We start from the raw sequence: 18,149 nt of genomic DNA on the forward strand, positions 1-18,149 counted from the left end.
TTCACGTCTTCCTCTTCTTGCGGCGCCGGGTGGAGGGGGAGGGGGAAGGGGGGGGGGGGGGGGGGGTCCCCCCCCCCCCCCCCCCCCCCCCCCCCCCCCCCCCGCCCTCCCTCTCCTCCCCACGCGAAAACGGCCCGCTCACCGCAACGTCCTTGCGGTGAGCGGGCCGTCCGCCGTCGAGCCGTCCGCCCGACCGCCGGCCGTCGGGGGTGTCGGCCGGCACCAGCAGCTGTACGGGGGTGATCAGCTGTTGGGGTCGGCAACCTGGCCGATGGCCACGTGCAGACGGTTCCACAGGTTCGCGGTGGCGACCGAGAGGACGATCGCCGCGAGCTGCTGCTCGTTGAAGTGCTTCGCCGCGTCGTTCCACACCTCGTCCGAGACCGCGTCCTCACGGTCCGCGAGGCGGGTCACGGCCTCGGAGAGCGCCAGGGCCGCGCGCTCGGCGTCCGTGAAGTAGGGGGTGTTGCGCCAGGCGGCCACGGCGAACAGACGCTCGTCCGAGGTCTCGCCGGCGGCCTTCGCCAGACGCGGGTGACGGTCCGCGTTGGCGCCGTCGCCGTTGATCTGGCTCGCCCGCAGATGCAGCAGCTCAAGCAGCTTCACATCGACGCCGGGAACTTCCTTGCTGGCCTTTCCGAGCGCCACCAGAGCGTCAATGGCACCGGGAACGACAAAAGCAGGGTGCTTGGCCCGAGCGGTCATGATTTGCTCTCCTCAAAAAGATTCACGTAAACGCCGAACACTTCATACGGGAAACCGCGACGTCGGACGCCGACCGGCCCTGCCAGAACATCCACACCGGTCGGCTTCCTCCGTCACAGCTATGACGAAACGTGGCGCGTGAATGTGACGGGAGTCAGGTGTGACCCACGCCACATCGGTGCGGCGGGGACGTCCGTGTGCTGGGCGCTTGTCTAAGGACGGCGTAAGATCCAGATCCCGGGGCACCAGAGGTACGGGGTGGAAGCGGGAGCGGGAGCAGGGCGGGGGCGGGGCACGAGGCCCGGAAAATCCGCCACATCCGGCGGTTCTTTACCCAGAGTCGAGTGGCTTCAATCCGAGCAGAATTCGCGATTGCTACAGGATTTTGACACCGCGGTCAGTTCTTTGACAGGTACGTCAGAGCAGCCACAGGCGGGCTTGCCGCGACGGGTGGGTTCGAGCACATGATCAAAGCGGGTTGCCGCCGAGGGCCTGCCAGCCGCGCGGACACTTCCGACCCGCATACCCCTTACCCCCCGTATTTCCCGACTCAGGGGAGAAACATGGACATCGAAGTGCTGGGTGCACTGTCGGTGCGGAAGAACGGGTTATCGATCGCGCCCACTGCCCCGAAGCCGCGGCAGGTGCTGGCCCTCCTCGCGCTCCACTCCGACCAGGTGGTGCCGCTGGCGACGCTGGCGGAAGAGCTCTGGGACGACACCCCGCCGCGCAGTGCCCGTACCACCGTGCAGACGTATGTGATGCAGCTCCGCGAGCTCATCGGCGAGGCGCTGGCCCGCCGGGACGGCGAGCACCGCACCGCCAAGGACGTCCTCGTCACCCTGCCCGGCGGCTACCGCCTGGAGACCGAGGACGGCGAAGGCACCGTGGACTTCCGCGAGTTCGAGCGGCGCGCCACGGCCGGCCACCGCGCCATGGACGTCGGTGACCACGAGGGCGCCGCCCGGCTGCTGCGCGAGGCGCTCGCCCTGTGGACCGGGCCCGCCCTGACGGGTGTCCACCAGGGCAGCCGGCTGAGCACCGAGGCCGAGCGGCTCGAAGAGGCCCGGCTCGCCGCCCTCGACCGGCGCATCGAGGCCGATCTGCGCCTGGGCCGCCACCGCGAACTGCTCTCCGAACTGACCGTCCTGGTCAGCCGCTATCCCCTGCACGAGGCGCTGCACGGCCAGTACATGCTGGCGCTGCACCGGTCCGGGCGGCGCAGCGAGGCGCTCGGCGCCTACCAGCGGCTGCGCGCGACCCTCGTCGCCCGGGCGGGGATCGAGCCCTCGGCCGCACTCGGCCGGCTCCAGATGGCCATCCTCGCGGCCCGGCCCGGCTCGGCCGTGCCCGACGGCGCCCCCGTCACCGAGCGGCTCGCCGCCCGCGCGAGCTGACCCCGTACGCACCCTCCCCCGGCGGCCCGGCCCCGGGGGGAGACAACGATGTCCCGGCGCACCCCCGCCTTTTACCCGAGAGGAAGCCGTGAAAATCCAGGTCCTGGGCCCCTTGAGTGCCGAAGTGAACAGAGTCTCCGTCGTCCCCACGGCGGGCAAGCCCCGTCAGATCCTCGCGCTGCTCGCCCTGTACCCGGGGCGCGTCATCCCCGTACCGACCCTGATGGAGGAGATCTGGGGCACCGAGCTGCCGCAGAGCGCGCTCACCACCCTCCAGACGTACATCCTCCAGCTGCGGCGGCGGCTGGCCGGGGCCATGGGGCCCGACGCACGACTTTCGGCCAAGGATGTTCTGGCCACCCGCTACGGCGGCTATCTGCTCCAGATCCCGTCCGAGGCCGTCGACGTGCACACGTACGAGCAGTTGGCGGCGGAGGGCCAGCTGGCGTTCGACGAGGGCCACAACGAGCGGGCGGCGGACTGCTTCCGGCGCGCGCTCGACCTGTGGGAGGGTCCCGCGCTGGTGGACGTGCGGGTCGGGCCGATCCTCGACATCGAGGTCATGCGCCTGGAGGAGAGCCGGCTGGTGGTGAGGGAGCGCCGGATCGACGCCGACTTACGCCTCGGCCGGCACGCCGAACTCACCGCCGAGCTGACCGATCTGATCGCGCGTCATCCCCAGCACGAGGGGCTGCACTCGCAGGCCATGGTGGCCCTCTACCGCTCCGGGCGCCAGGCCACCGCACTCGACGTGTACCGCAAGCTGCGCGGGCGGCTCATCGAGGACCTCGGCGTGGAGCCCTCCCCGCAGCTCCAGCGGCTGCACCAGGCGATCCTCGCCGTCGACCCCCAGCTCGACGTCGTCGCGGGCCCGCGCCGCACCTCCACCTTCGACCTGTACGCGGCCTGATCCCGGCCGTGTGCAACCCGGGCGGCTCGCCGTGCCGCCCCCGCACGGCCATGCTCGAACAGCCCGTGCTCGTATCCATGCGAAGGGGGAGCAGATGTACGAGAACAGGGAAGACCGGGAAGATCATGAGTTTCGGCCGGGTGACCTCGCCTCCGTCGCTCCTCCGCTCCGGCTCGCCGGGGCGGAGGAGGACGGTGACGAGCTGAACATCATCCGGGGGATCGACTGACCGCCCCGTCCGCGACGGGAACGGCCGCCCGCTCATCGGGCGAGACGGCCGTCCCGTACGGCACCACCGGCCGCGGGTGCCGCGGCGAACGACGCCCCCGCCGGCAGGGGGCGCCTTCGTCCGTCCGGCCCCGGGGGAGCTCCGGCCCCCCGGGCGGGCGCGGCTAGTTCTCCGTGCCGAACCAGCGCTCCAGCGCCTCGCGGAGCTTGCCGCCGTCGGGCGCGGTCCAGGCCACGTGCCCGTCGGGGCGCAGCAGGACGGCCTCGGGGTCGCCGTCCGCCGCCTTCTCGGCCGGGACCCAGGCGCCGGTGACCACGTCCACCCGGTCCGCCCAGCCCGCGGCGAGCTCGGCGGCCTCGCGGGAGTCTCCGGTGGTGATCAGAACGCCGCGCGCGCTGTGCAGCAGCTCGGCGATCCGGACCCGGCCGCCCCCGGCGACCTCGACCTCGCGGTCCGGCGAGAAACGCAGGCCCAGCAGCGGGTGGCCGGTGGCGCCCATGTCGTACCGCACGTCCAGGCCGCTGACCTGCCCGGCCAGATGGCGGGCGACGTCCGGGGACTCGACGAGCTCGCGCATCACCGCGCGCAGCGGTTCCATCTCCTCGCCCGTGAGGTAGAGGCGGGTCTGGGCGCGGGTGTTGCGCATCAGCTGCTCGCCGACCGGGTGGCGCTCGGACTGGAAGGTGTCGAGGAGGCCCTCGGGCGCCCAGCCGTTGATGGCCGCGGCCAGCTTCCAGCCCAGGTTCACCGCGTCCTGCACGCCGACGCTCATGCCCTGCGCGCCGGCCGGCATGTGGATGTGGGTGGCGTCGCCGGCCAGGAAGACCCGGCCCTTGCGGTACTGGGAGGCCTGGCGGGTGGTGTCGGTGAAGGCGCTGATCCAGCGGACCTCGGCGTGGTGCAGGGACTCCCCCGTCATCCGCTGCCAGGCGTCGGCGACGACCTCGAAGGTGAGCTGGCTCTTGTCCTCGTGGGGGCGCAGCTTCTCGTCGTGGATGACGATCCGGTCGACGCCGTTCTCCAGGTTGAACGCCATCACCATGCCGCCGGGCACCTGCTCCCCGATCGGCCGCTGGCGCACCCCGGCACCGACCAGGTCGGCCATGTACATGCCCCGGGTGGCCTCCCAGCCGGGGAAGTCGATGCCCGCGGTCTTACGGACGACCGAGCGCGCCCCGTCGCAGCCGACGAGGTACCGGGCCTCCTCCTCGCCCGGCCCGCCGGGGCCCTCGAAGGACACGACGACGCCGTCCTCGGTCTCCCGGAACCCCGTCACCTCGTGGTTGCGGTGGACGGTGACCCCGAGCTCCCCCAGCCACGCCTCCAGGATCTCCTCGGTACGGAACTGGGGGACGCCCCGGACGCTGAAGTGGTTGTCCTCCAGCTTGGAGAAGTCGATGCGCACCCCGCCGAAGTGGCCCTGGGCCCACTCGACGTCGCCGAAGCGGGCGAGCAGACCGCGCTGGTCGAAGACCTCGGCGGCGCGGCGGGTGAAGCCCACGCCCCGGGACTCGCCGCTCGGGCCGGGCAGCCGGTCGTACACGGCCACGTCCACGCCGCCGAGCTTGAGTTCACCGGCGAGCATCAACCCGACCGGTCCGGCCCCGACGATGATTGCGCCCTGAGTCATGTCACTCTCCTCGTACACATGTTGAACAGGCCTTGGGATAGGTGCCGTTGACCGGTCCGCCCCGGATCGGGCCGGTCAGGCGAGGAACGTGAGCAGCTCGCGGGTGAGCAGCTCGGGCTGCTCCTCGGGGATGTAGTGGATGGACCGGTCCGCGTGGACCACGCGGACGTCCGGCGCCAGCGTCGGCAGGACCTGCCGGAACTGGCCGTAGGTGAGCTGGGAGCCGACGCCGAGCACGGGCGCGGTGACCTTGCCGTAGGTCTTCAGGTCCGCGATGTCCTGGTGGGCCGCCTTGTACCAGGCGGCCCCGGCCCGGACGGCGTCGGGCGAGTCGTAGCGCTGGGCGTAGACCGCCCGGTCGAAGTCGGGGACGAGGCTCTGGTCGGGCAGGGAGTGGGCGAAGAGCCAGTCGATGATGTGCCGCATCCGGCCTGCGGCCAGCTGCTCGGGCAGGCCCTGCACCTGGTTGAACGCCCACCACCAGAGGTTGAAGCCCTGGCCGGGCCGGGGCAGGAGCGGGATGTCGTACTGGGTCTCGTCGACGTGCAGGGTGTCGACGAGCGCGAGCCTGCGGGTGGCCGCCGGGTGGTTGGCGGCGAAGCTGTACGCCACCATCGCGCCCATGTCGTGGCCGACGACGTTGACCCGGCTGTAGCCGAGCGAGCGCACCAGCTCGTACACATCGCGGGCCATCGTCTTCTTGTCGTAGCCGCCCTGCGGCTTCTCGGAGCCGCCCATGCCGCGGATGTCGACCGCGATGACGCGGTGGCCGCCGCGGGCCAGCTCCGGCATGACGTGCCGCCAGGCCCACCAGGTCTGGGGCCAGCCCGCGAGCAGGACCACCGGTTCGCCCGTGCCTCCGGCGACGTAGTGCAGCCGCACGCCGTCTCCGTACCCGTGGTGGCTGCGGAAACCGCCGGGCAGGGACCTGGCCAGGGCGGCGTCCGTGGGAACGCGGTGCCTCGGGGCGGCCCCGGCGGGTTCGGCGGCGGCGACACCGCCGGCCATGGCGAGGGCGGCGGACCCGGCGCCCAGGCTGATCATCTTTCTGCGGTCCAGCGACATGCTGCGTCCTACCTGTCCTACGTGTGCCTGCATGGGGGGACGTGCCGGTGCCTGTGGGGGGTGGCAGGTGTGCGGGCCCTTACGGCCGTCAGCCGCGGAACGGGCCCGCGTACTCCTCGGCCCACTCGGTGAAGGGCCGCGCGGGGTGGCCGGTCAGCTTCTCGACGTCACCGGTGAGCGGGACCGGGGAGGAGCTGGCCGCCCACAGGTCGAGCAGCGCGTCCGCGATGTCGCCCGGCATGAAGTCGGGCTTGTTGGCGCGCCACACGGCCGGGGGGACCTCGGTGACCGGGATGGACCGGCCCGCGGCCGCCTCGATGGCCGCGATGTGCTGGGTGAAGGTGAGCGCCTCGGGGCCGGTGAGGTGGTACGAACGGCCGCGCAGCGACGGGTCGGTCAGCACCGCGAGCGCCGCCTCGGCGACGTCCCGCTCGTTGACCGGGTCGGCGTAGCTGTTGGGATACGGCAGGCCGACCGTGCCGCGCGCCTTGAGCTGCCAGGCCCACGGCATGGCGTTGCTGGCGAGGGCACCGCAGTTCAGCGGGGTCGAGGTGATCGAGGAGGCGGCGAGCGCCTGCTCGACGGCGAGGTGGGGCGCGGCGATCGGGTTGACGGCGGCGTCGGGGCGCAGCACCGCGTCGGCGGACATGATGACGACGTGCTCGACACCGGCCTGTTCGGCCTGCTCGACGAACTCGCCGATCGCGGCGGCCTCGCAGTACAGGAAGACCGAGGTGACCCCGGCGAGCGCGGCGGGGAAGTCGGCGGGCTCGTCGAGCGCCAGCTTCACGGACTCGACGCCCTCGGGCAGCGTGAGCTTCTCGGGGCTGCGCGAGCCGGCGCGTACGGCGACGCCCCGGGCGGCCAGCAGCCGCACGAGGTGCGAGCCGACTTTGCCGCTGCTGCCGGTGACGAGGACGGTCATGGTGGGTTCCCTTTCGGACGGTGCTGGGGGTGGGCGTGCGGCCAGGGCCTGTCCGGCGGGTGGGCGCCGGACAGGCCCTCGGCAGGGTGGCGGCCGGTCCTGCGGCTTCAGCCTCTATCCGGCCACTTGAGCCGCGCCGAACCACCGCTCAAGCGCGTCCCGGAGCTTGCCGCCGTCGGGCGCGGCCCAGACGACGTGTCCGTCGGGGCGGACGAGGACGGCCTCGGGGTCCTGGTCGGCGGCGGTCGCGGAGGGCACCCAGCTGCCGGTGACGACGTCGACGCGGTCCGCCCAGCCCTCGGCGAGCTCGGCGGCCTCCCGTGTGTCACCCGTGGTGATCAGGACACCGCGGGCGCTGTGCAGCAGCTCCGCGACCCGGACCCGGCCGCCGTCGGCGCGCTCGATCTCGCGGCCCGGGGCCAGGCGCAGCCCGAGGAGCGGATGGCCGGTGCCGTCGGTGTCGACGTCGTACCGGACGTCCAGACCGCTGACCAGGCCGGCCAGGTGGCGGGCGGCGTCCGGGATCTGCACCAGCTCGCGCAGTACGGCGCGCAGCGGCTCCATCTCCTCGCCGCTGAGGTAGATCAGCGACTGGGCGAGCGTGTTGCGCAGCAGTTGCTCGCCGACCGGGTGCCGCTCCGCGTGGTAGGTGTCGAGCAGGTCGTCGGGGGCCTGGCCCTTGATGGCGGCGGCCAGCTTCCAGCCGAGGTTGACGGCGTCCTGGAGGCCGACGCTGACGCCCTGGGCGCCCAGCGGGGCGTGGTCGTGGGCGGCGTCGCCGGCGAGGAAGACCCGGCCCTTGCGGTAGTCGGTGGCCTGGCCGGTGGCGTTGGTCAGCGCGCACATCCAGCGGGCGCTCGCGCCGTGGATGTCCTCGCCGGTCATGCGCTCCCAGGCGTCGGCGAGTTCGGAGAACTTCAGCTCGCCCTCGCCGTGGTGCGGGCGCACCCCGGGCTCGTGGATGACGATGCGGTCGACGCCCGGCTCCAGGGTGACCGAGAGGACCATGCCGCCGCCCTCGATGCGCTCGCCGATGGGGCGCATCCGCAGGCCCGCGCCGACCACGTCGGCCAGGTACATGCCGCGGGTGGCGGGCTCGCCGGGGAAGTCGATGCCGGCGAGGCGGCGGATGGTGGAGCGGCCGCCGTCGGTGCCGACGAGGTACTGGGCCGCCTCCTCGCCGGGGCCGTCGGGTCCCTCGTACGCGACGACGACGCCGTCCTCGGTCTCCCGGTAGCCGGTGACCTCGTATCCGCGGCGGACGGTGACGCCCAGCTCCTCGACCCAGGCGCCGAGGGTCTCCTCGGTACGGGACTGGGCCAGGCCCATGATGCCGTAGTGGCTCTCGTCCAGCTGGTCGAAGTTGATACGGACGCCGCCGAAGTGGCCCTGCTTGCCCCAGCGGATGTCACCGAGCTTCGTCAGCAGGCCGCGCTGGTCGAGGACTTCGGCCGTACGGCCGGTGAATCCCAGTCCGCGCGATTCTCCGCTGGGAGCCGGAAGTTTGTCGTAGAGGGCGACCTCCACACCGGCAAGGCGGAGTTCTCCGGCGAGCATGAGTCCTACCGGACCGGCCCCGACAACAATTGCGCCCTGGGTCATGTGCGCACTCCTCGTGCAGATGGATGACATGGATCAGCCGATATGGCCGATGCTGGCAGCCACTACCTGAGTACGACTCAAGTCGCGTACGGAGCGAGGAAGTTGCGACGCGACACATGGAGGAAACAGAAAACGCGGCGCCGCCGGATTCAAGGGTCCGGCGGTGCCGCGCTCGCGGAACGTGCGGTGAATTACGGGAGGGGAATTACGTATTGAGGTTCATGACCCGGTCGACGGCGATCTCCAGAACCACCCGGCCGGGCGGATTCGGCGGCGCCGACCAATAGCGCTTGGCATAGCGGCGCACTCCCTCGGCCACCCTTTCCGGGTCGTCCGAGACCGTGGCCGTGCCCTCCAGGGTGACCCAGGCGAACCCCTCCACCTGGCACAGGACGGCCCGGCCGCCGGGGGCGGCCAGTACGTTGCGGGCCTTGCGCGAGGTGGCCACCGTCATCACCCGCGCGAGCCCCGACGCCGCGTCCCAGGTGAACCGGACGGGCGCCACGTGCGGCGAGCCGTCGGGGCGCAGGGTGGTCAGCGTGGCGACGAGGGGTTCGGTGAGGAACGCCTCCACCGAGGCGGAGACCTCCACTGCGCTCGTACGCCCCTGGGGCAGCGACATCGCGGACACGTCCTTCCAGGCGTTCCTCGCCGGGCGCGGCCCGGGCGGACCGGCCCCCTACCGACCGGTGGCGCTCCCCCGAGAGGTCGGAGGAGCGCCACGGCCTGCCCAGCCCTATGCGGCGAGCGGGCGGTTCACAGGGGTCATCACTTCTCGACGGCGGCGGTCTCGGGCGTGCCCGCGGCCTCCGGGTCGATGGGGCCGTGCGCGTGCGCCGAGCTCATCGACTGGGCGCCCTTCGGCATGAAGAACAGCGCGACGAGCAGAGCGGCGAAGCAGAGGATCGCGGCGGAGAGGAAGGCGTGGTGGTTGGCCGTCGCCTGGATGTCGTGGATCTTGCCGGCGTCGCCGCCGGTCTTGGCGAGCTTGTCCTCCAGGCCGTTGTACGCGATGGTCGCGATCACGGCGAGACCGAGGGCGCCACCGGCCTCCTGGCTGGTGTTGATGAGACCGGCGCCGACGCCCGCCTCCTCGTCCGGGATGCCGACGAAGGCGGCGATCTGGAGGGTCACGAAGACCATGCCGCAGCCGAGGCCGAGCAGGATGAACGCGGGGAGCAGGTCGACGACGTAGGAGCCGTCGGCCGGGGCGCGCCACAGCAGGAGCAGACCGCTGGTGGTGAGGGTCAGACCCACGGCGAGCACCGGGCGGGCCGCCACCTTGGCGATGATGCCGGAGGCGGCACCGGCGCCGAAGGCCACCGAGACGGCGAGCGGCACGTAGGCGAAGCCGGCCTTCATCGGGGAGTAGCCGAACGCCTGCTGCATGAAGAGGCTCGCGAAGAAGAACAGCGCGCCGAACGTACCGAAGACGAGGATCGCGGAGATGTTGGCGACGCGCATCGTCTTGAGGCGGAAGATGCGCAGCGGCATCATCGGCGCCTCGACCTTGGTCTCGATGACGAGGAAGGCGGAGAGCAGGACGGCGACGCCGACCAGGCTGCCGATCGTGCGGGTGGTGCCCCAGCCGACGTTGATGGCCTCACCGAGGGTGAAGATGAGGAGCAGCAGACCGGCGGTCAGGGTCGCGGCGCCCGCGAAGTCGAAGCGCTGGCGCGGGGCGTCGGACTTGGACTCGGGGACGATCTTCGGGGCGAGGATGGCCAGCACCACGCCGATCGGCACGTTGATCCAGAAGATCCACTCCCAGCCCGGGCCGTCGGCGAGGACGCCACCGAGGATGACACCGAGGATGGAGGCGATACCGGCGAGCGAGCCCCACACACCGAGTGCCTTGTTGCGCTCGGCGCCCTCGGGGAAGGTGTTGGTCAGGATCGACAGCGCCGCGGGGGCGATCATCGCGGAGCCCAGGCCCTGGAAGCCGCGGGAGGTGATCAGCATGGCGGCGTTCTGCGCCAGACCCGAGGTGAGGGAGGCGAGAGCGAAGATCAGGAAGCCGCTCATGAGGAACTTGCGCCGGCCGAAGGTGTCGGCGAGCCGTCCCCCGAGCAGCAGGAAGCCGCCGAGCACGGTCGAGTAGGCGGTGACGATGTAGTTCAGACTGACATCGGACATGTCGAGGCCGTCCTGGATGGACGGCAGGGCGAGGTTCACGATCGACACGTCGATGAAGACCATGAACTGGCCCAGGCACACAAACGCCAGGATCGCACCGGGCTTGAAACCAGCCCCGGGTCCCGACCGCGCGAGTGAGTCGGCGGCAGCCATTACGAGACTCCTAAACTATGCAGGATCGAGTAGGTGAGAGCGCCCCCGGCGATGCCGGGTGGCTGCCGGACACAACCGCGGTCGGGTACCGAACGCCGCCCGAGAGTTCTGTTCCGGACGCGGGACGAACGTGTCAAAGGCTGCTCTCCATCGGGGGCTTGTCGTACGGGCGCCCCCCAACGAGGGCGACGGACGCCCCGCCGGCGCTGCCCCCCTCGGCTCACCGGCCCGGACTCGTCCGTCACTGATATGACGGATCGCGCACAAGGAATGTGACCGCTGGACGGAAAACAGTTTTAGAACGGCATCTGACCTGCGGCGATGACCCCCCTATACGTACGAAGGCCCGGGTCCGCCGCAGCGGTCCCGGGCCGTTCGCGCCCATGTACGGCCCCCTTCGGGCGCGGGGCTCAGGCGTCCAGCAGCACCAGGTCGAGCGCGTCGAGGCGCGCCGGGTCGGTGATGACCTCGATCTCGGTGATCACCGAGTCGCCGAAGCCGAAGCCCATCACCCGGAAGGTCGGCTTGCCGCGGTCGGCCACCACCCCCGGTGAACCGTCCACCAGGGCGGGCTCGGCGGACTGGGCGAACCGGGCGAAGGTGAGCGCCTGCCGGGCCACCGAGGCGGCGCCGCGCAGCACCGTGCCGCCGGGGCGGTCCGCCGCGTACGAACGGGCCACGACATCGGGGTCGAGCACGGCGACCAGGGCGTCGAAGTCGCCGCCGCGGGCGGCGGTGAGGAACGCCTCGACGACCTCGCGCTGGCGGGTGAGGTCGGGGGCGGGCGGGGTGTTCACGCCCTGGACGCGGCGGCGGGCCCGGCTGGCCAGCTGCCGGGCGGCCGCGGGGCTGCGGTCCACGATGGGCGCGATCTCCTCGAAGGGCACCGCGAACATGTCGTGCAGGACGAACGCCAGGCGCTCGGCGGGGTCGAGCGTCTCCAGGACGACCAGCAGGGCCAGGCCCACCGAGTCGGCCAGGAGCGCCTGGTGCTCGGGGTCGGCGCCGTCCTCCGGGTCCAGGGCGGGCTCGGTGACCTGCGCCTCCAGCGGGTCCTCGCGCCGGGCCCGGCGCGAGCGCAGCATGTCCAGGCAGACCCGGCCCACGATCGTGGTGAGCCAGCCGACCAGGTTCTCGATGTCGTCCGTGTCGGCGCGGCTGAGCCTCAGCCAGGCCTCCTGAACGGCGTCGTCGGCCTCGCTCAGCGAGCCGAGCATCCGGTAGGCCACCGCTCTCAGATGGCTCCGGTTCTCCTCGAATCGCCGCGCCAGCCACTCGCGCTCGTCCATCGGTCACATCCTTCTGGTTCGCGTTCCGTCAATCCCCTGACGAACCGACCCCGGCAAATGTGACAACGTCCGCCGCCGGCGGGCTCGTTCGCCGGTCCCTGCGCCGGCCAACTCTCGCACACCGCCGGGGACCGGGTCCCCGGCGGCGCGCGAGGCCGCTACCAGGCCTGGCCCGCCTGCTGGTGGGTGGCGGCGTTGAGGCGGTTGAAGAGGTTGACCACGCCGATCTGGAGGACCAGGGCGGCCAGTTGGCCCTCGTCGTAGTGCGCCGCCGCCTCGTTCCACACGGCGTCCGGCACGGCGTCCTCGCGGTCGGCGAGCCGCGTGACGTGCTCGGCGAGCGCGAGGGCCGCACGCTCGGCGTCGCTGTAGAACGGCGTCTCGCGCCAGGCGCCCACCGAGAAGATGCGCTCGTCGGAGACGCCCGCCTTCCGCGCGGCCTTCGCCGAGGCGTCCAGGCAGGGCCCGCAGCCGTTGATCTGGCTGGCGCGCAGATGGACCAGTTCGAGGGTGGCGTCCTCGACACCGGCCTTACGGATCGACTTGATCAGACCCAGAATGGCCGTCATGGCCTCGGGCAGCACCTGCGCCGGGTTGTTCATCCGGGGGGTGGACATCGTTGGTCTTCCTTCAGCAGTGCGGGTGGGGAGGGGAGGGAGTGGGGGGACGCCCTACCAGGGCAGGTCGCCCTGGTCCTGGACGAAGGTGGCGGTGGGGCCGTCCGCGTCCAGGGTGGCGAGCTTCACGGCGATCGCCGCGCCCTGCTCGGCCGACTTGTAGCCTTCGCCCCCGGTGATGTCGGTGCGGCACCAGCCCGGGTCGACCGCGTTGACCTTGATCGGGGTGTCCCACAGCTCCTTGGCGTAGGACACCGTGATCATGTTCAGCGCGGTCTTGGAGGAGTTGTACGGCAGGTTGTTGACGTGCCAGATCGGGTGGTCCTGGTCGAGCACGTTGGTGAGCGAGCCCATCTCGCTGGACTGGTTGACGATCCGGCCCGCCGGCGACTTGCGCAGCAGCGGCAGGAACGCGTTGGTCACCGCGACCACGCCGAAGACGTTCGTCTCGTACACCGAGCGCATGGTCTCCAGCGAGGTGACGCTGGGCTTTCCGTCCTCGTGGGAGACCGTGATGCCGGCGTTGTTCACCAGGATGTCGAGCTTGCCGTAGGCCAGGTCGATATAGGTGGCGGCCTTCTTGATGCTCTCCGGGTCGGTCACGTCGATCTGCACGAACGGCTGGCCGAGCTTCTCGGCCGCGGCCTTGCCGAGTTCCTCGTCGCGTGCGCCCACGATCGCGGTGATTCCCAGCTCGCCGAGCTGGTGCGCGATCTCGAATCCGATTCCTTTGTTGGCACCTGTGATGAGGGCGATGGTCTTCATGGGGGGAATCCTTACAGTCGAATCTTGAACTCCACTTGAATGCAAGTGGTTCGGAGCGGGTCAGCTCGCCGCGGCTTTGGGGCGCCGGGGCTTTGACCAGTTACGGGTGATGGGGCGCTCGATCAGTGCGTACAGCGCCCAGGAGGCGAGCAGGGCGATCGTGAATTCCACGAGGACGATGCCGACGGTCTGCGGCACCGAGTACAGGTCGTGGCCGAGCCACTTGCGCACATAGGCGAGGACGACGAAGTGGACGAGGTAGAAGGCGAACGACACTTCTCCCAGCCAGATCATCGCGCGATTGCGGAAGAGGGTGAACTCGTTTCTCGCGTCGGCGGTGGCGGCGGCCGCGATCAGGAAGATGATCGGGATGATGGTCATGGACCGCTGCGAGTAGAGGAACGGCACGTGGGAGGCCCACACGTAGCTGCCCGCGAGCAGCAGGCCCGACCAGGTCATACCGATGTTCCACCAGCGGCCGTTCAGCACCGCCTGCGCGACCAGCATGCCGAGCGCGAAGTCGAGCAGCCGCATCGGCGGGAAGTTGTACGCGAACCAGTACTGGTTGGTGGAGGCGCGCGCGCCGAGCGCGAGGCCGCCGGGGAAGTTGGGGTCGTCCGGCAGCAGCAGGTAGGTGAAGAACGGCGTCGCGATGATGGCCGCCGTCACTCCGGATATCCAGTACTTGAGGTGACCGGCCCGGATGCGGCGGAATGCCTTGTGCAGCAGGGGGAAGGATAGATAGAAGAGCAATTCGCAGCCCAGCGACCAGCTCGGCTGGTTCACGCTGGAGAACACGTCGAACTTCGGGACCCAGACGTGCACCATGAGCAGGTTCAGGATTGCGGTGCGGGTCGGCGTATAGGCGGAGGCGAAAAGGACCATCGCCAGCAGCCAGGTGAGGGCGTAGTTCGGGTAGATCTTCACGAGCCGGCGGCGCCAGAAGGCGCGGACGGTGTCCGTTTCCCGGACGGCCCAGGTGAGGACGAATCCGCTGAGGACGAAGAAGAACGTGACGCCGAGGGCGCCCGCGTTGCGGGTGACGTCGAACCAGTCCATCGCCGCCCCGTTGTCCTCGACCAGGCGCAGGAACGGGAACGGCAGTCCGGTGTGGTTGAGGAAGACCAGGAGGGCCGCGGGGAAGCGCAGTCCCGTCAGGGACGGCAGCCGGGTCGTCTCCGGGCGCAGCCAGCCGTCGCGGGTGGCGACCGTGCGTAACCCGGTCGCTCTGCCCAGGCGTCCGGTCCGGGCCCGGCCCGGTGCTCCGGCCGCCGCGCCCGGCGGCCCGGCGCCGATCGTGTCGCCTTGAGTCATGGCTCACCCTCCTGGGGGCATGGGGAGTTGGCCTCTCCCCGGCAGGAGAGAGGTCCGGCACGTCCGATCGTCGCCCACCGCGAGGGAGCGGCCCTTGAGCGGCGTCCCGGGCCCCATCAAGGATCTTGATGATGGGGCTCCGCTTCAAGGCGGGGCCGGGCGGGACAGCGCGGAGTTCGGCCACGAACCACAGGAACAGCCCGTCCACGTACAGGAATCGGCAGCTCCACGTCAGAGGTGTGTCAGAAAAGCGTCATATCCCGGCCAAGCGTGGCCTTGCTCACACACCCCGGGCACGGGTCGTCCGCCCCCGCCGCCCGAGCCCGTTCCCGTCACACCGGTGCCGGCCCCTCACACGGGCATCGGCTCGAAGTCCCAGTACGGCCGCGCCCCGCTCCTCATGTACGCGCTCTGGCGGTGCTCCTCCCCCAGGGTCGCCGTCAGGGTCGTCACCGCGTCCCGGAGCAGCTCGGCGGCCTGGGCCCGGCGGCCCAGCGCCCGCAGGTCCTGGGCGAGGCCCGCCTGGAGGTTGACCGCGAGGACGTGCGTCTGGCCGACGGAGGTGACCGCCCGCACCAGCGCGGAGCGCCCCAGCTCGGCCGCGCCCGGCAGATCGCCGTCGGCCGCCCGCGCGGACGCGGTGTTCAGGGCGCACCCCAGCGTCCAGGGATGGACATGGCCCAGCACCCGCGTGAAGGCCCGCAGATTGCGCTCGGCCAGCTCGCGCGCGGGTCCGTGCTCGCCCTGCTCGCGCAGCACCAGGGCCACGTTGTCGTACGCGCCGATCGTGTACGGGTGGTCCGGGCCCAGCAGCCGCTCGTATCCGGCGGCCGCCTCCGAGGCCAGCCGGTGCGCCTCGTCGTGGCGGTCGAGCTCGCGCAGGAGCATGGCGTAGTCGCAGGTGTAGGCGGTCGCCTCGGCGCGCCGGAGCATCGCCTCGCGGGCCTCGTGCAGCAGCCCCCTGGCCCGCTCGGGCTCGCCGTCGCGGCGCAGGCACAGGGCCAGGTTGTGCTGGGCCATCAGGGTCTGCGGGTGGTCGGCGCCCAGCACCTGGCGGTGCAGCCGGTGGTTGTACTCCTGGATGGTCAGCGCCTCCCCGTACCGCCCCATCAGCCGGAGCATCTGGGCGGTGAAGGAGCCGCACTGGAGGGTGAGGTGGTCCTTGCCGCCCAGGACGGAGATGCACTCCTCCAGGACCTCCTCGTGGCGCGAGAGCGACTTGGCGTAGTGGCCCTGGAGGGCCAGGGTGACCGCCAGGTTGTGGCGGATCGCGAGGAGCCGGGGCACCTTCCAGTCGCCCAGCAGGGCCGCGGTCTCCCCCGCCGCCTCCTCGAACAAGGCGCGCGCCTCGGCGTACTTGCCGAGCACCATCAGCGTGCCGCCCAGACCGTTCTTGGCGCGGACCACCTCGATGCCGCCGCGGCCCTCGGCCATCAGCCGCCGGAGCGTGTCGCGGCCCAGCTCCTCGGCGCGCCCGTACTCGCCGAGCTGGCGGAAGTTGTGCGCGAGCTGGTGGGTGGCGACCAGGACCAGGCCGTCGGTGGGGCCCGACACGGGACGCCAGGACTCCACCGCGAGGCCGCTGAGCCGGCGCCCCTCGCGGAACTCGCCGCGCACCCGCAGGTACTCGACGCAGTTCAGGACCAGGCGGCGCACGTCCGGGTCGGTGGAGGTGAGCGCGCCGGAGGGCTCCAGGTGCGGGATGAGCTCGGCGTACCGCGGCCAGTTGTGGGAGCCGGCCGGATCGCGCGGATCGGCGGCGACCAGCACCCGGCAGGCGGTGGCGGTGGCCCGCTCGTGCTCCTGCTCGGGCAGGCTGGCCCGCACGAAGCGGTGGAGCAGCCGGTGGATGCGCAGGGAGCCGACGGTACGGGTGCCGAGCCGGCCGGGGTCGTCGTACTCCAGCGGGGTGGAGGTGACCCGGGAGAGCGTGCGCAGCGCCGAGTTCCAGCTGCTGGGGTCGGTGACCAGGATGGCGAGGTGCTGGGGCAGATCGCTGACCCGGGCGTTCTGGAGCAGGCGCAGCGGCACGGAGTCCGGCGAGAAGTGGGCGAGGAGCTTGAGCAGCTCCCACGCCTCCGCGGAGGTCTCGTTGAGGCTGTTGAGCGTCCTGGACCAGGCGGCCTGGAAGCTCGCCGGGTACTCGCGCGAGGGCATGGTGGAGACGGTGTGCGGGTCGTCCTGGCTGATCCCGCGGACATAGTCGGCGATGGAGGCCGCCGGGTTGTTGGCGATCCAGGTGGCGGTCTGGTCGAGCAGCAGCGGCAGGTCCTGAACGGCCTCGGCGAGCCGGTCCGCCTCCTGCTCGCCCAGGCGCTCGGCGCGGCGCCGGGCGAAGGCGACGCTCTCCTCCCGGTCGAAGGGCGGCAGCTGCACCAGCTGGGCGCCGAGGCCCGGCCACTCAGGCGAGTTGGCGGTGACCAGGACGTGCCCGGGGCCGTCCGGGACCAGCTCCCCGACCGCCTCCGGGCTCTCGGCGCCGTCGAAGACCACCAGCCAGCGGCGGCAGGACGTCTCCAGCGCGCCGCGCACGGCCGTGATGACCTCGCCGAGGCGGCTGCCCTGGGGCAGGCCGAGCGCCGGGGCGAGCGCCGCGAACCCCTCTCGGGCGCTGGCCTTGGCGGCGGCGCCGACCCACCAGACGATGTCGTACTCACCGGCGAACCGGTGCACGTACTCCATCGCGGCCTGCGTCTTGCCGACCCCGCTCAGCCCGTGCACCACCACCCGGCCGCCGTCCTCGCCGGCGGCGGCCAGGATGTCGTGGATGCGCTCGAAGGCGTCCTCGCGGCCGGTGAACTGGCGGTTGCGGCGCGGCGCGTTCCAGATCGCCGGGCGGTCGTCGGGGAAGCGGATCGGCCGCTCCAGGACCACCCCGTCGGGCCGGCCGGCCGGACCCGCGCACTCCAGGACCCGGCGGCGCGCCTCGTCGGGCCCGACCCCGCGCAGCGCGATCGGGCGCAGGGTGGCGGCGGCGGGCGGCAGCGGTCTGGCGGTGACGCTGACGGCGGCGACGCGGTCGCGGTGCTGGGGCAGGGTGTCGCGCAGCAGCCGGGCCCAGCCCTGGTACTTCTCCGAGTCGAACCGCAGATACCAGTCGTCCAGGACGACCAGGATGCGGCCGGGCGGCTCCAGCAGGTCGGCGAGGGCGGAGTCGGCGGGCTTGAGGTGCAGCGGATCCCATCTGATGAGCACGGCGGGGTGCCCCGCCCGCTCCAGCTGCTGCCCGATCCAGTCGGCCCAGGCCTGGCTCTGCCCGGCGAAGAGCACCGTGACACGGGGTGACTCCTCGGCCGGCTCGGGCGGCGTGGGCTCCACGGCGCCCTCGTGGTCGGACATGCGGCGGACTCCCTCGGCTCGGGCCGGAAGCTGCTGGATGTGCGCGCACCCTCAATTGTGCGTCAAGGAAAGG

General features: G+C 71.7%; 15 protein-coding genes. 3 read left to right on the plus strand and 12 right to left on the minus strand.

Annotation, left to right across the window (positions count from 1 at the left end; genetic code table 11):
* Nucleotides 1-243: 243 nt before the first annotated feature.
* Nucleotides 244-705, minus strand: coding sequence for a carboxymuconolactone decarboxylase family protein (locus AC069K_RS31500; protein WP_067163869.1), 462 nt, complete (start codon nucleotides 703-705; stop codon nucleotides 244-246).
* Nucleotides 706-1,268: 563 nt separating this feature from the next.
* Between AC069K_RS31500 and AC069K_RS31505 the strand changes: the two genes are divergently transcribed.
* The 3 genes from AC069K_RS31505 (at nucleotide 1,269) to AC069K_RS31515 (ending at nucleotide 3,241) form a co-directional block, all read left to right on the plus strand.
* Nucleotides 1,269-2,102 (plus strand): AfsR/SARP family transcriptional regulator, encoded by an 834-nt coding sequence (locus AC069K_RS31505; RefSeq protein ID WP_478621966.1) that lies wholly within the window; start codon nucleotides 1,269-1,271, stop codon nucleotides 2,100-2,102.
* 88 nt (nucleotides 2,103-2,190) lie between these two features.
* The gene (locus tag AC069K_RS31510; protein ID WP_358835022.1) at nucleotides 2,191-3,012 is read left to right on the plus strand and encodes an AfsR/SARP family transcriptional regulator; all 822 of its coding nucleotides are present in this window, start codon (nucleotides 2,191-2,193) and stop codon (nucleotides 3,010-3,012) included.
* Nucleotides 3,013-3,106: 94 nt separating this feature from the next.
* Nucleotides 3,107-3,241: a hypothetical protein gene (locus tag AC069K_RS31515; RefSeq protein WP_478621969.1), complete on the plus strand. Its 135-nt coding sequence runs from the start codon at nucleotides 3,107-3,109 to the stop codon at nucleotides 3,239-3,241.
* 163 nt (nucleotides 3,242-3,404) lie between these two features.
* Here AC069K_RS31515 and AC069K_RS31520 read toward each other — a convergent pair whose 3' ends face one another.
* From AC069K_RS31520 to fxsT, 11 genes are all read right to left on the minus strand, one after another.
* Nucleotides 3,405-4,871, minus strand: a complete 1,467-nt coding sequence (locus AC069K_RS31520) for an FAD-dependent monooxygenase (protein ID WP_478621970.1) — start codon at nucleotides 4,869-4,871, stop codon at nucleotides 3,405-3,407.
* Between the two features lie 75 nt (nucleotides 4,872-4,946).
* On the minus strand, nucleotides 4,947-5,936 hold the full coding sequence (locus AC069K_RS31525) for an alpha/beta fold hydrolase (protein WP_478621971.1): 990 nt from the start codon (nucleotides 5,934-5,936) through the stop codon (nucleotides 4,947-4,949).
* Between the two features lie 88 nt (nucleotides 5,937-6,024).
* Entirely contained in the window at nucleotides 6,025-6,861 is an 837-nt protein-coding gene (locus AC069K_RS31530) for an NAD(P)H-binding protein (RefSeq protein ID WP_478621972.1), read from the minus strand.
* A 114-nt stretch (nucleotides 6,862-6,975) separates the two neighbouring features.
* The gene (locus AC069K_RS31535; protein ID WP_478621974.1) at nucleotides 6,976-8,463 is read right to left on the minus strand and encodes an FAD-dependent monooxygenase; all 1,488 of its coding nucleotides are present in this window, start codon (nucleotides 8,461-8,463) and stop codon (nucleotides 6,976-6,978) included.
* Nucleotides 8,464-8,668: 205 nt separating this feature from the next.
* Nucleotides 8,669-9,085 (minus strand): pyridoxamine 5'-phosphate oxidase family protein, encoded by a 417-nt coding sequence (locus AC069K_RS31540; RefSeq protein ID WP_365111563.1) that lies wholly within the window; start codon nucleotides 9,083-9,085, stop codon nucleotides 8,669-8,671.
* A 146-nt stretch (nucleotides 9,086-9,231) separates the two neighbouring features.
* Nucleotides 9,232-10,752, minus strand: a complete 1,521-nt coding sequence (locus tag AC069K_RS31545; protein ID WP_365111560.1) for an MFS transporter — start codon at nucleotides 10,750-10,752, stop codon at nucleotides 9,232-9,234.
* Nucleotides 10,753-11,162: 410 nt separating this feature from the next.
* Nucleotides 11,163-12,041, minus strand: a complete 879-nt coding sequence (locus tag AC069K_RS31550) for a sigma-70 family RNA polymerase sigma factor (protein ID WP_358835030.1) — start codon at nucleotides 12,039-12,041, stop codon at nucleotides 11,163-11,165.
* 158 nt (nucleotides 12,042-12,199) lie between these two features.
* Nucleotides 12,200-12,658: a carboxymuconolactone decarboxylase family protein gene (locus AC069K_RS31555; RefSeq protein WP_365111558.1), complete on the minus strand. Its 459-nt coding sequence runs from the start codon at nucleotides 12,656-12,658 to the stop codon at nucleotides 12,200-12,202.
* A 54-nt stretch (nucleotides 12,659-12,712) separates the two neighbouring features.
* Nucleotides 12,713-13,423 (minus strand): SDR family oxidoreductase, encoded by a 711-nt coding sequence (locus AC069K_RS31560; RefSeq protein WP_478621977.1) that lies wholly within the window; start codon nucleotides 13,421-13,423, stop codon nucleotides 12,713-12,715.
* Between the two features lie 60 nt (nucleotides 13,424-13,483).
* Nucleotides 13,484-14,737, minus strand: coding sequence for an acyltransferase family protein (locus AC069K_RS31565; RefSeq protein ID WP_365111555.1), 1,254 nt, complete (start codon nucleotides 14,735-14,737; stop codon nucleotides 13,484-13,486).
* Between the two features lie 351 nt (nucleotides 14,738-15,088).
* Complete coding sequence (gene fxsT / locus AC069K_RS31570; RefSeq protein WP_478621980.1) at nucleotides 15,089-18,076, minus strand: FxSxx-COOH system tetratricopeptide repeat protein; 2,988 nt, start codon at nucleotides 18,074-18,076, stop codon at nucleotides 15,089-15,091.
* Between the last annotated feature and the right edge of the window lie 73 nt (nucleotides 18,077-18,149).

It is taken from the genome of Streptomyces sp. NPDC043908 (assembly GCF_056435525.1).